This is a genomic window from Methylosinus sp. Sm6, assembly GCF_019802345.1.
Taxonomy (GTDB): Bacteria; Pseudomonadota; Alphaproteobacteria; order Rhizobiales; family Beijerinckiaceae; genus Methylosinus.
Genome location: NZ_JAINDZ010000002.1, coordinates 93948 through 106791 on the forward strand (window position 1 = coordinate 93948; position 12844 = coordinate 106791).

The 12844-nt window shown below is 64.4% G+C and carries 11 protein-coding genes and 1 pseudogene; 3 read left to right on the forward strand and 9 right to left on the reverse strand.

What is annotated here, in order from left to right; translation table 11 throughout:
• Window positions 1-8: 8 nt before the first annotated feature.
• The gene (gene dusA, locus K3F48_RS02290; protein WP_222573786.1) at window positions 9-1022 is read right to left on the reverse strand and encodes a tRNA dihydrouridine(20/20a) synthase DusA; all 1014 of its coding nucleotides are present in this window, start codon (window positions 1020-1022) and stop codon (window positions 9-11) included.
• 106 nt (window positions 1023-1128) lie between these two features.
• Between dusA and K3F48_RS02295 the strand changes: the two genes are divergently transcribed.
• The gene (locus K3F48_RS02295) at window positions 1129-2190 is read left to right on the forward strand and encodes a site-specific integrase (RefSeq protein ID WP_222573787.1); all 1062 of its coding nucleotides are present in this window, start codon (window positions 1129-1131) and stop codon (window positions 2188-2190) included.
• Window positions 2191-2661: 471 nt separating this feature from the next.
• Here K3F48_RS02295 and K3F48_RS24125 read toward each other — a convergent pair whose 3' ends face one another.
• The 7 genes from K3F48_RS24125 to K3F48_RS02330 all read right to left on the reverse strand — a co-directional run bounded on the left by K3F48_RS24125 (window position 2662) and on the right by K3F48_RS02330 (window position 9394).
• Window positions 2662-3003: a hypothetical protein gene (locus K3F48_RS24125; protein ID WP_255608029.1), complete on the reverse strand. Its 342-nt coding sequence runs from the start codon at window positions 3001-3003 to the stop codon at window positions 2662-2664.
• Between the two features lie 160 nt (window positions 3004-3163).
• Entirely contained in the window at window positions 3164-4024 is an 861-nt protein-coding gene (locus K3F48_RS02305; protein ID WP_222573788.1) for an alpha/beta fold hydrolase, read from the reverse strand.
• Window positions 4025-4075: 51 nt separating this feature from the next.
• Entirely contained in the window at window positions 4076-4573 is a 498-nt protein-coding gene (locus K3F48_RS02310; protein WP_222573789.1) for a DUF302 domain-containing protein, read from the reverse strand.
• A 111-nt stretch (window positions 4574-4684) separates the two neighbouring features.
• The gene (gene fahA / locus K3F48_RS02315) at window positions 4685-6007 is read right to left on the reverse strand and encodes a fumarylacetoacetase (protein ID WP_222573790.1); all 1323 of its coding nucleotides are present in this window, start codon (window positions 6005-6007) and stop codon (window positions 4685-4687) included.
• Between the two features lie 7 nt (window positions 6008-6014).
• Window positions 6015-7244, reverse strand: a complete 1230-nt coding sequence (locus K3F48_RS02320) for a CaiB/BaiF CoA-transferase family protein (RefSeq protein ID WP_222573791.1) — start codon at window positions 7242-7244, stop codon at window positions 6015-6017.
• Between the two features lies 1 nt (window position 7245).
• A complete protein-coding gene (locus K3F48_RS02325) occupies window positions 7246-8055 on the reverse strand; it encodes an enoyl-CoA hydratase/isomerase family protein (RefSeq protein ID WP_222573792.1) in 810 nt (269 codons plus the stop codon).
• Between the two features lie 259 nt (window positions 8056-8314).
• On the reverse strand, window positions 8315-9394 hold the full coding sequence (locus tag K3F48_RS02330) for an AraC family transcriptional regulator (protein WP_222573793.1): 1080 nt from the start codon (window positions 9392-9394) through the stop codon (window positions 8315-8317).
• 282 nt (window positions 9395-9676) lie between these two features.
• Here K3F48_RS02330 and K3F48_RS02335 point away from each other — a divergent pair, with 282 nt between their 5' ends.
• Window positions 9677-11083, forward strand: a complete 1407-nt coding sequence (locus tag K3F48_RS02335; protein ID WP_222573794.1) for an NAD-dependent succinate-semialdehyde dehydrogenase — start codon at window positions 9677-9679, stop codon at window positions 11081-11083.
• Window positions 11084-11134: 51 nt separating this feature from the next.
• Window positions 11135-11617 (forward strand): tautomerase family protein, encoded by a 483-nt coding sequence (locus K3F48_RS02340; RefSeq protein ID WP_222573795.1) that lies wholly within the window; start codon window positions 11135-11137, stop codon window positions 11615-11617.
• A 127-nt stretch (window positions 11618-11744) separates the two neighbouring features.
• Here the strand turns inward: K3F48_RS02340 and K3F48_RS02345 are convergent.
• Window positions 11745-12761 (reverse strand): annotated as a pseudogene (locus tag K3F48_RS02345) (ParB/RepB/Spo0J family partition protein); the annotation flags it as partial.
• Window positions 12762-12844: the final 83 nt, after the last annotated feature.

Genomic DNA, 12844 nt, shown 5'->3' on the forward strand with positions numbered 1-12844 from the left:
CCTCGCCGTCACGCGCTCGCCGCCTCGGCCATTCGCGCCATGGCTCGGCTCACCTCGTCTGTCGCGGACAGCAGAACCTCGACCCCGGCGCCGGGGCGCACGGCCTCGCCGGCGAGGCGGCGGCGAAAGGCGCGGGCGCCGGGCTTGCCGGCGAAGAGGCCGAGCATATGCCGCGTCATCGACGAGAGCCGCTCGCCGCGCCGCAGCTGCGCCTCGATATAGGGAATGAAGGCCTCCACCGCCGCGAAGCCGTCCGCGAGCGGCGCCGCCTCGCCGAACAGCGACGGATCGACCTCGAGCAGAAGCTCGGGATTGTGATAGGCGGCGCGGCCGATCATCACGCCATCGACATGCTCGAGCTGCGCGCGCATCTGCTCGATCGTCTCAATCCCGCCATTGATCGCGATCGGAACAGAGGGAAACGCGCGCTTCAGCTCATGCACGAGCGCATAGTCGAGCGGCGGGACGTCGCGATTCTCCTTGGGCGACAGTCCCGCGAGCCAGGCCTTGCGCGCATGCACGATCAGCGCGTCGCCGCCCGCAGCGACGACGCGCTCGGCGAGCGCGAACAGCGCCGCTCTCGGCTCCTGATCATCGACGCCGATGCGGCATTTGACGGTGACCGGGAGCGCGACGGCGTCCTTCATCGCCTTCACGCAATCGCCGACGAGATCGGGCCGCAGCATCAGGCAGGCGCCGAAGGCGCCGTTCCGCACGCGATCCGATGGGCAGCCGACATTGAGATTGATCTCGTCATAGCCGAAGGGTTCGGCGATGCGCGCGGCCTTCGCCAGCTCGCCCGGATCGGCGCCGCCGAGCTGCAGCGCGAGCGGCCGCTCGGCAGGATCGAAGCCGAGCAGCCGCTCGCGATCGCCGAAGATCACGGCGCCGGTGGTGAGCATCTCCGTATAGAGCCGCGCGCGTCGCGACATCAGCCGATGGAAGAACCGACAATGACGATCGGTCCAGTCCATCATGGGCGCGGTAGAGAATCTAATGTCTTGATTTGTAAGCGATTTCATTTTGCTCTCGAGGCCCCAGGTCGGGTCGTGCGCACTCTCCCGCACGCCTCGATACGACACTTTTCGCTCCTTTTCGACTTCTCAGTGCACACAGAGCGCACACGAAATGGCGACCTTCACGAGGCTCAAATCCGGCTCCTGGCGCGCTCAAGTTCGGCGCAAGGGGAAATACGTCAACGAGACGTTTCTCCGCAGGCGCGACGCCGAGGAGTGGGCGCTCGACATAGAGCGCCGGATCGACCGTGGCGAGTCGCCGTCGAAGCGCGCGCGCAAGGAGGCGCGAACATTCGGCGATCTCGTCCGGCTCCATAGGGACGATCTCGCGGAAGTCGGAAAACGGATCGGCCGGTCTAAGGCCGCGAGCCTCGACTTTCTCGAGCGTCGCCTTGGCCGATTGAAGATTTCGGAGCTGGATCGAGAGCGGCTCATTCAATTCGGTCGAGATAGAGCGAAGGAAGGAGCCGGTCCCGTCACGCTCGGCATCGACCTCGGCTACATCAAGACGATTTTGTCGCATGCGGCGGCGGTTCACGGCATTCAGCTTTCAACGGAGCCGACCGACCTCGCACGCATTGCGCTGAACCGTTTGGGATTGGTCGGGAAGGGAAACGAGCGTGATCGTCGGCCGACGCAGGACGAGATTGATCGCATCATCGCGCGATCCGATTTGACTCCGCAGCTGACAATTCCGTTGGGACGGATTGTACGCTTCGCGATCGCGACTGCGATGCGGCTCGATGAAATTTGCCGCGTCGCTTGGGATGACTTCGATCCCGACCATAAGATGCTGATCGTCAGAGATCGGAAAGACCCGCGTCGGAAGTCGGGAAACAATCAGAAGATTCCTCTTCTCGACGTGAGTGGCTATGACGCATGCGCGCTCGTTAACGAGCAGAAGGGAGCCTCGAAAAGCAGCAAGGGTCGAATTTTTCCATACAATAGTCGATCGGTGGGGACCGCGTTTCGTCGGACATGTCGCGCCCTCAAGATTTCCGACCTACATTTTCACGATTTACGGCATGAAGGTGCAAGTCGCCTTTTCGAGGCGGGCTTTTCGATCGAGCAGGTGGCCCTGGTCACCGGCCATCGAGATTGGAAGATGCTTCGTCGATATACGCACCTCAAACCCGAGCAATTGCATACCCGAAAGAATGGGATGGCGGCGTGAAATCCGGGCTCGATGTTCATGAGAAGCGATGCGACATTGCAGCACAAAAAAGTAGGAGCGCCAGTCTCTCTTTGCCAAGGTTGGGGTCGAGGGTTCGAATCCCTTCGCCCGCTCCAAAACTCACAATGAAAATCTGATAGTTAGCAACGGCCCTTCGGGGCCGTTTCTGCTTAGAATGCCTGAACTCTCGGTTGCTCCAAGCAGAATCTATGCACTCGGATCAAAACCGCCGGGCGCGGGTTTCGGCTGCTTTGGCTCGGAGACCGTATTGGTGCGAGCGCGGTGACGGCATCGTTCACGAGAATGTCGGCGGTTCATGCATTGGCCGTGTGCAGGAAGCTCCAACTCCACGCCGCCGATAGCCAAAGCGGGTGTGAATCGCCCGACATTTTTCGGTGCGCTCACCCCGCTGACGGCCTCCCGCCGGATTTCTTGCGCTTTTTCTCCCGCAGAGTGGCTGTGTTCGGCCGCTCACACACGCAAGCGGCGCTTCAAGCCGTCGTCCAGATTCGGATTGTGATGTTGACTATTGCAACCTCCAGTATCGCCGTCAGCGAATTGAGCAGAGAGAACGTCGTCGATGTAAAATTCGAGGAAACCAAGCGCCAGCAAGGGGGAAGCCCGCCGAGTTTCTGTATAGGCCGATAAGGGGTTGTCGGTAAGAGCCATCGGCGAGGACTTGCCGAAAATGGCGTCATCGATTGATTGGTCGAAGAAGCCGGCGAGGCCGTCGTGAAAGGAATCGAGTGCGTCGGCTTTTGTCTGTGCGTCGAGAACGTCGTCTTTCGAACCGCCCCTCGGAAAGCCGGCCAACTCTCGCCCAGATCGAAGGCGCGGGAGCAAAATCGCGGCTTGCACCGAGAGTGAAGCAGAGCCGACTTGAGAGCGACACGACAACGGTCACAGCTATTCGGCGTCGCGCGTCCCAATTTTATCGGGGCTCCGTATCGCCCACCTTCATTACGCTCCTAGTCTAGGCGTCCAGAAATGCTCGCGCTTGGCTCACGAACAGCGAGTGGTGCTGGAAGAGTGCTCCATGGCCGGAGTCGGGATATAGAATGAGCTCAGCATTGCTCATCGCTTTGAACATCGCATAAGCGTTGCCCGCTGGCAGCATGGTGTCATGGCTGCCGCTCACCACCAGACTGGGCTGCTCGATCGCTCGTAGGAGCGCGTGCCCGGGATCTGTCGTTGCGCACCAGGTGATCAGCGCCTTCGCCTGTGGATCGGTTACGGCGCTGCCGTTATCGCTGTCCCGATCTTCCTTCCGGGCGTAGACTCGATCGAGAAAAGCCCTGCCAGCGGCTTGGCTGGCCGCCGATCGAGTAAAGAACAGCGGCAGCCGCGGATCCGGCGCTTCGGTATGGGAGAACGCCTCCTCGAGAACCGCCAGCAAATGCTCTTCGCCGCCTTGTGGCGCTGTGCCGACGAGGATCAGCTTCCGGACGAGGGAGCCGTGTTCGGCCGCGATCTGCTGAGCGACGCAGCCGCCGAGCGAGTATCCCAGCAGATCGACTTTCGAGAAGCCGAGAAGGTCGAGGAATGTCACGGCGTCGTGGGCCATGGCCGCGACATTGTCCGGTGTCTTGCCCGTGGAACGGCCGACGCCGGCGTTGTCGAATGCGATCACCGGACGATCCGACGCCAGGGCGTTCACGACGGCGGGATCCCATGCGTCGATGTTGCCCGAGAAATGCTGCAACAAGACCAGTGGCGTTCCGGTCGAAGGACCGAGTCGGCGATAGGCGAAGCGGATGCCGCCGCCTTCGACGTAACGTGTGGGCGCGGTTTCCAACGTCGCGCGCTCGGATGTCGCTGCATCGAGATTGGTCATGTCATCCTCCGTTTGGACAGGGAAACATAAGCAGACTGCTTCCGTGTCGACTCACGCGACAGCGCCTGTGGCGAGCTCGGCCAAAGCGCGGAGCTTGGCGTCGAGCGCGAGAGCCGCATCGGATACGTCTTCGTTGCGGAGCCTGCTCATCAGAGATGACGGCAGATCATAGGCCAGGCGAACTTCCCCCGTCGATGTTTGGAAGATCACGACCCTTATCGGGACGTTGAGGCCGACGCCGGGATCGTGTGTGATCATGGTCTGCGCGACCAAAGGGTTGCCGATGACATACGAACGAATTTTCGCGTCCGCGCCCATCCTCCCCATCCAGGCGCCGTGATCATTGGTCAAGAAGCGCATGAAACCGCTTCGACCCTCGTAGCGCCTGAGGCGCGTCTCGAAGTCGGCGCGACTCGTCGCCGCGGCCACCTCCCTTGGAATCGCGTCGTCCTCGACGCTGCCGAGCTCGGCCTCGAAGGCGGCGACGACATCCTCGAAGGAGCGATGGCTGACATGCTCATAATGCTCGACGGTGAAGCTATCGATCATGGCCGCCTCCTGGTGGTTATCGAGACCATTCGCGCATCTCCCTTGCCGACGCCGAGCCTTTGCCCCGCGATCATCGCAATGCCCGCGTGGCGCCTCCGGCGCCAGCGGCGTCTACAATGCGGGCGCTGGCTGCACCTCGCCGACGCAGTCGCCAAAGCCGATCCGAGCGAAACCGTCCTTCGCGCAATAGCCGGACAAGATGACGGCGTCGCCGTCTTCGAGGAAGGCGCGCTCCTCGCCGGCGCCCAGCGGCACGGGAGCATTTCCGGCCTTGCTGAGCTCGCTCAGCGCCCCTGCCCCCCCTTCGCCGGGGCCGGAAACCGTGCCGCTGCCGATCACATCGCCGATCTGCAAATTGCAGCCGTTCACCGTATGGTGGGCGATCATCTGCGCCACCGTCCAATATTGGTGACGAAAGCTGGTGACCGACACGCGCCGCGGCGACCGGCCGACCTCTCGTTGACGCGCCGTGCCCAAGCGGACTTCCAGGACAATGTCGAAGCCGCCGGAGGTTCGGTTCCGATTGCTGTCGAGATAGGGCAGCAGCGGGGGATCGCCCTCCGAGCGCGACGCCGCCGCGCGAAACGGCGCCAGCGCCTCCAGGGTGACAATCCACGGGGACACGCTGGTCGCGAAGTTCTTCGCCAGGAACGGTCCGAGCGGCGCCTGCTCCCAGACCTGTATGTCCCGGGCCGACCAATCATTGAGCAGGCCGATGCCGAACACCTTGTCCTCGGCCTCGTCGATCGGCACCCGCTCGCCGGGCGCATTGCCCTGGCCGATGTAGATCGCCAGCTCCGCCTCGTAGTCCAGCCTCCGGCATGCTTGGAGATGAGGGACGACCGCGCCCGGAGGCTTTGCCTGCCCCAGGGGACGGCGGACCGGACGCCCGCTGACGCCGATGCTCGACGCTCGGCCGTGGTAGGCGAGCGGCATCCAGCGAAAATTCGGCGTGACGAGATCGAGGCCCATCGCCCGGCCGATGTTGTCCGCGTGAAACAGCGAAGTATAGAAATCGGTATAGTCGCCGATGTCCGCCGCGACCTTGAAGATCGCGTCCTCCCGCGGAACCAGACACGCAGCCACGGCGTCGCGCCCGGCCGGCGGAGCGCCTTCCTTCAAGAGATCGAACAGGCCGTGGCGCAGAGCTCGCCAGGCGGTGGGCCCGAGCCGGAAGAGGGCGTTCAGGGACGGCGAGACGCAGGCGCGCGCGGCCACGGCGGCGACGCCCTCGAGCAAGGCGGCGTCCCCGAGCGCATGCAGGTCGACGATGTGATCGCCGATTGCGACGCCGCCGCGCCAATGATGCGGCTCGCCCGCGCGTCGAAACACCGCGAAAGGGAGATTCTGAATCGGGAAGTCGCCGTCGGGCTGGTCGGCGCCGGCCACCCAGCTGCGTGCGGCCGGGTCGTGGGTGTGGTTGATCGCGATCATGATGACCTCAATCGAAATCGCCCGTGACGCTGCGGCGGCTCAAAAGGATGCGTCGGTCCTTCAAGCCTTGGATGGCCTCGGGCGCCAGTTTGGCTTCCGCGCAGATCTCGGCGTTGTGCTCGCCCTGAAAGGCCGGCGCGCCCGGAGCCGGCAGCTCGGCGCCGCTGAAGATCCAGGGAGCGCCCGGCATCGGCGTCGTGCCGCCGTTGCGGTCGTCGACCGCGACGATGGCGTTCCATTCCCTGGCCCAGTCCGTCTTCGCGAACTCGGTGATCGAACGGACTTCGCCCACGGCGAGGCCGGCTTCGCTCACTTGGGTCTGCAGCTGCGCCAGATCCTCGAAGGTCAGGATCCAGGCCCGCACCTCGGCGAGGAGGGCCGCGAGGTTGGTCCGCCGGAGCCGCGCCGTGGCGAAGCGCGGATCGACCAGCAGATCCGTCCGCCGCATCATTCCGCAATAGCTCATGAACATCGGCGTGTAGATCGGGCTGGCGGCGATCGTCAGCCGTTTGCCTCCGGGCAGCTCGTAGATGTGGGATTCATTGGCCGAAAGAGCGATCGGCTCGCCCTCGGTGTCGATCTCCGACAGCAGAGCGCCGGCGCGCTCGTTGACCGAGAGCATGGTGGCGGCCATCGAGACGTCGACGTGCTGGCCTTTCCCGGTCTTGTGCCGGTGCTCGAGGGCGGCCAGCACCGCGATCACGCCCTGCAGCCCGGTATAAACGTCGGCGTGACTCGCGGCGTCGTTCATCGGCGCGCTGAGAGCGGCGCCGTAATGGGCGTGGACAATCGAAGTATGGCCCGTCTCGCCTTGCACCGTGGGCGCGAAGGCGGGCCGGCCGCGCCAGGACGTGGATTGGCCGTAACCGCTGATCGACACATAGACGATACGGGGATTATAGGCGCTCACCTCTGCGTAAGAGAGGCCGAAGCGCGCGAGCGTGCCCGGGCGGAAATTCTCCACGATGATGTCGGCGTGGCGGCAGAGCTCCGTGACGATCTCCCGCGCCTCTTTCCAATTGAGGTCGAGGCTGAGGTTACGTTTGCCGGCGTTCTGCTGGACGAAATAGAGGCCCATATCGCCGATGTGCGGCAGGCCCTTGCGACCGATGTCGCCCGACGGGGGCTCGATCTTGATGACGTCGGCGCCGAGGTCGCGTAGCGCCTTGGTGCAATGGGGGCCGGCGAGAACGCGGGTGAAGTCGATAACGCGCAGGCCTTGGAGGGGCGCGGACATCTCAGGTTCCCCGGTAGACGGCCGTGCCCGGCCCAGTCTTCAGGAACGCCTCGATCCCGCGTTTCCGATCCTCGGTTGCCCAGATCATCTCGTTGATCTCGACTTGGCGCCGGTCGGCCGCGGCGACGCCCGCGCGCGCGGATTCATGGGCCAGCATCTTGACGCCGGCGAGAATCCGCGTCGGGCCCGCGGCGAGCTGTCGGGCCCAGGTCAGGGAGACGGCGGCGAGCTCCGCTTCGGGAACGACCAGATTGATGACGCCCCACCTCTCGAAGGCCTGCGGTGAGTGGCGGCGGCCGAGCATCGCGATCTCCTTGGCGCGCGCGACGCCCGCCCGCTGCACCAGGCGCTGAGTGCCGCCGAGCATCGGGTGAAGGCCGACCGCGACCTCGACTTGGCCCATGAAGGCGGAGTCCGCGGCCAAGATCATGTCGCAGGTCAGCGCGATCTCCAGGCCGCCTCCCAACACGCCGCCGTTCAGAGCGGCGATGGTCGGGACCGGGACGTTCTCCAGACCCTCCATGAAGGCTGCGAATTTGACGGGGTCGGTGTGTATGACCGTCGTGACGCCGAAGGTCTCGACCTCCGCGCCCGCGCAGAAGTGGCGCAGGGCGCTGCGCAGCAGGATGGCGCGCGCGCCGGCCTCGACCGCCGCCCGATAGGCGGCGACGAGCGCTTCGAGCATGGCGTCGTCGAGAAGGTTGTGCGGCGGCTTGGTCATCATCACCACGGCGACTGCGCCGTCGAGCGTCCATTGGACGGGCGCGTCGGCCGCGGGCGTTCGGGAGTCCTGGACGGCGGTCGACGTCATTCCCTGTCTCCCTGTGCGCCACAGTCGCGTCGCCGCTGACTGGAACGCTCGCGCTTCGCCTCGCTGTGTCGCTGGGAGGGAGTGTGCCGGCGAACCGGTGGACCGGCCATGTCCGACTCTGCCAATTTTCGTATTCGAAACTGCCAGTCAGACCGAGCATCGAGCTTTCATATTCCCTGCTCGTCCGGCCCTCGCGACCATCGTTCGCGCAGGGGATGATAACGGGTCAGATCACGCCGAGCGCGAGGCTTCCTGGCCTCTATTCGGCGTTGGAGAGGGTCCCATCGGGGCCCTCCTGCAGGCCGCCGCGATAGACGCTCGGCGCATGTCCCGTCCACTTCTTGAAGGCCTTGCGGAAGCTCGTCGCATCCGCGAAGCCCACGCGTTCGGCGACCTCTTCGATCTGCAGCCTCGTGTTCTCCAGATATTCGGTGGCGATCGAGCGGCGCAGGTCGTCGATGATTCCCTGATACGACACGCCGCTCTCCGAGAGCCGCCGATGCAGGGTGCGCAATGAAAGGCCCAACTTGTCCGCGATCTCGCGGGCGGGCGGAAATTGCTGCGAGCTGTTGAGGCAGACGATGCGGATCTGTCGCGCCAAATCGGCGCCGCCGGTCGTCTCGGTCAACACCCGATCGCAGAATTGCTGGCACACCTGCGCGGTGATCGGATTGGCGTTCGGGCAGGCTCGATCGAGGACGGCGGGGTCGAAACGCCACTCCATGGTCTCGCCGCCGAACTCGACCGAGCAATTGAACATCCGCTCATAGAGCCGCCAATAATGCGGCCGCGGGAAGGTGAAAATCATGCGCTCGGTCGGAAAGGGCGCTCCCAGGACGTGGCTGAACAGCGACGTCATCGAGCGGCGCCAGAACTCGGCGGCGAAGGGCAGCAAGTCGCCGAGCGCCTCCACGCCGTGGCTCCGCAGAATGGCGGTGTTGTTTTCGATGCTGAAGCTGATCTGCCTCACCGCCGGCCCCGCCATGGTCACATGTTCGACGGAAAGCAGCAGCGCCTGGCCGAAGGTCGCGCTGCTGACCATGGCGTAACCGTAGATGCCATAGTCGCTCAACCGCTGACGCGCGCCGGCGAGCAGGCCGATCTCCGGTCGCGTCGCCAGCCGGCGGGCATTGGCGTAAATGGCCAGCCGCTGGCGGTGCGACATGCGCGCTTTTGGGTCCTCCAGCTGCCAAGGCTGGATGCCCGTCCGCGCGAAAAGCTCTTCGACGGAGACGCCCTGCGCGCCCAATTCCGCGGCGAGCGCGCTCAATCCAAGCAGGCTTTGCGTTGGAGCGTCGTGGTCGTCCGGCAGCGGATGCACGATCTTGATCGCTTTCAACGATCCCTCCTCCTCGTTCGGACTTTGGCGCGAATTGACCACCTCTTCCGCCGCCGCGCAACGGGTGCCCCGACGTGGGCAGGTCGATCAGAGGCTCGACGGGACACGCCAAATCGACCGGCGCCGCCGAGTTCCCCGGCGCGGCCCCTGGCACGTTCGAACGCCTAGATTGGCACAGTTCGACGTTATCGACGACGAAGCGAACGCCTAAGCTCCGCGACGAGACGGACGAACAAGCGCTGCAAGAACCATCGTGGCTCGATCACAATGACGGAGGAACGCATGGCCTACGAAACTGTGAACCCGGCGTCGGGAGCGCTTTTGAAGTCCTTCGCCGATATCTCCGAAGCGGCGCTCGAAGCGGCCGTCGCCACCGCTCAACGGGCCTACCAGACGGACTGGCGCGATCGCCCGGTCGCGGAGCGCGCTCAGATCCTTTCGAAAGCAGCTGCGCTGCTGCGGGAGCGAGTGGATGAGTATGCCGGCTACGTCACCCTCGAGATGGGCAAGCTTTCGGGAGCGGCTCGGGCGGAGGTCCAGCTCTCTGCGGCGATCCTCGACTACTACGCCAGCCACGCCGAGGAATTCTCGAGGCCGAAGACCTTCTCCGGCTTCCCCGACAGCGTGCTCGAGACCCGCCCGATCGGAGCGATCCTGGCGATCGAGCCGTGGAACTTTCCCTACTATCAGGTGGCTCGCGTGGTCGGCCCGCAACTCGCCGCGGGCAATGTCGTGCTGCTCAAACACGCCGAAAACGTGCCGCAATGCGCGCTGGCGTTCGAGCGGCTGATGCGCGATGCCGGAGCGCCTGCGGGCGTTTTCACTAACCTCTTCGCCAGCATCGAGCAGGTCGGGCGCCTGATCGACGACCCCCGCATCGTCGGGGTGACCATCACCGGCAGCGAGCGCGCCGGCGCCGCCGTCGCCGAGCGGGCCGGACGCAATCTGAAAAAGGTCATCGCCGAACTGGGCGGCAGCGACCCGCTCATCGTCCTCGAGGATGCGCCGCTCCTGTCCACGGTCGCGAGCGCCATCTTCGGTCGGATGTTCAACACGGGCCAGAGCTGCGTGTCGTCCAAGCGCATCATCGTGGTCGGCCGGGCGCGAGGACAGGCGTTCCAGGAGGCCTTTGTCAGCGGCCTGGCGGAACTGAAAGTCGGCGAGCCGACCGCGGAAGACACAGGGCTCGGGCCGGTGTCCTCTGAACGCGCATTGAACCTTCTGCTCGACCAGATCAGCGCGGCCAAGAAGGGTGGCGCCAAAGTCGTGGTCGGCGGCGAACGCATCGACCGGCCGGGCTTCTATTTGCAAGCGACGGTCCTGACGGACATAACCTCCGAAAATCCGATTTATGCGCAGGAGCTGTTCGGTCCCGTCGCGTCCCTTTTCGTCGTCGACACCGAGGAGGAGGCGATCGCCCTCGCCAACGCCAGCCCATTCGGTCTCGGAGGCTCGGTCTTCACCGGCGATACGGTGCGCGGCCGCGCGGTCGCCGATCGGATCGAGAGCGGAATGGTCTTCGTGAACCAGCCGGCCTGGACGACCCCCGAGCTGCCATTTGGCGGCGTCAAGCGCTCGGGCTATGGCCGCGAGCTGTCGGAATTGGGCTTCGGTGAGTTCGTCAATCGCAAGCTGGTCACCGTCGTTCCGGCTGGCTCCCCGCCCTGGGGACCGGTCCAATCCGGCTGACGCCTGCCCGGAAGACGCAGGGGCAGCCATAACATCGAGGGAGAAAGCACAATGCCGCTATGGAAAGTTTACACCCCGGTCGGAGCATATTCGGACGCCGACAAGGCGGAGTTCGTGGCGAAGATCACCGAAGCGTACGGCACGGTTCCGATTCCGGCCTTCTATGTCGTGGTCATCTTCGAAGAGGTGGCCGCGAATAACATTTTCGTTGCCGGCAAGCCGCACCCGAAGTTCGTGCGGTTCAAAATCGACCAGATGGCCCGAACAGCGAACGGCGCCGTGGTGAGAAGCTGGTGGGTTCAGACCATCGATAGTTTTATCGCCCCTTGGGTCAAGGACCGCGGATTCGACTGGGAGGTCACTGTTGACGAGCTTCCCGCCGATCTCTGGTCGATTCAAGGCCAGATTCCGCCTCCCTTCGAATCCGTCGCGGAGAAGCGCTGGATAGCGGAAAACAAGGTCAGCCCATATTCCTGTCACGAGACGATTCCGGCTAGCGGGAAGATTTGGAACGCTGGCGTCTCCGGCTCCTGAATGACCGGTTCCGAGCCGATGTGAGATGCGCGGGCCGGCCCCTTCCCCTGCGGCCGGCCTTCGTTTCCGCTTCAGGTGGAGCCCGCTCGACGCCCGAGTTCGCCACGAAGTGGAGGCCGTCGGCGCCCGGCAGTTCGTCGACTTTTTCATATTCGGTCTCCAGGCTCTCATGTTCGGCCTCGAGCGAATCGATCGTCGCCTGTTCGTCGTCGGTCAACTCGGTGGACGCGCCGACGAGTTCTCTCAGCCCATTCGTATGTCCGAATGGAAACGAGACCGCGACCTCGATCCATTTCCAGCCCTCGGCAGCGACCGCTTCGGCCGCCGCCTTCAACTTCTCGATGACGAGGCTGTCGAGCAATACGACATTTTCCATCCAGCCGCCGTCGTCGTGCTGAAACAGGTCGCGCATGACGATTCCGCCCGCCGATTCATAAGCGTCGAGGCCGACGAAGACGGCTCGCCGGTCGGCGGCGCGCACGGCTTTTTCCGTCAGCATGCGCCGGATCTGGTAAGGTTCCTTCGACCACGACTTTTCCAGCGCCGCCCAGACCTGCTCCTGGCGAGCATGGTCCGACGAGACGGTGAAGGCCATCAACTGCTCCAGCGACATTCCGTCTTCGGCATAGATGTCGAGGAGCTTCTCCGACACGCTGGTCAGCCGCAGGCGCTGCTTCACGACATTGACGCCGATGAAGAAGGCGGCCGCGATATCCTCCTCGGACTTTCCCTTGGCGCGCATCGCTTGAAAGGCGCGGAACTGATCGAGCGGATGCAGTGGCGCGCGCTGGACGTTCTCGGCGAGCGAGTCGTCTTCCGCGAGGATGTCGCTCGCGGGATCCCGGACGACGCAGGGGACGGGCGCCGTTTTGGCGAGCCGCTTCTGTTTGACCAAAAGCTCGAGCGCTCGATAGCGGCGACCGCCCGCGGGAATTTCGAACATGCCGGTCTCGGCGCCATCGGCGTCGAGCACGGGGCGGACGTTCAGGCTCTGGAGCAGTGTGCGCCGAGCGATGTCCTCGGCGAGTTCCTCGATCGAGACGCCGGCCTTCACGCGCCGGATATTCGCCTGGGAGAGGACGAGCTTGTTGAAAGGGATGTCGCGCGAGGACGACAGTGTGATCTTCTGAGCAGCAGTGGCCATTGGGATAAACTCCGTGACGGGCGGCCGAAAGCCTCTCTCTCGGCCTGAACCGTCACGAAGCACGGCGCCGCCCTCTCACTTTG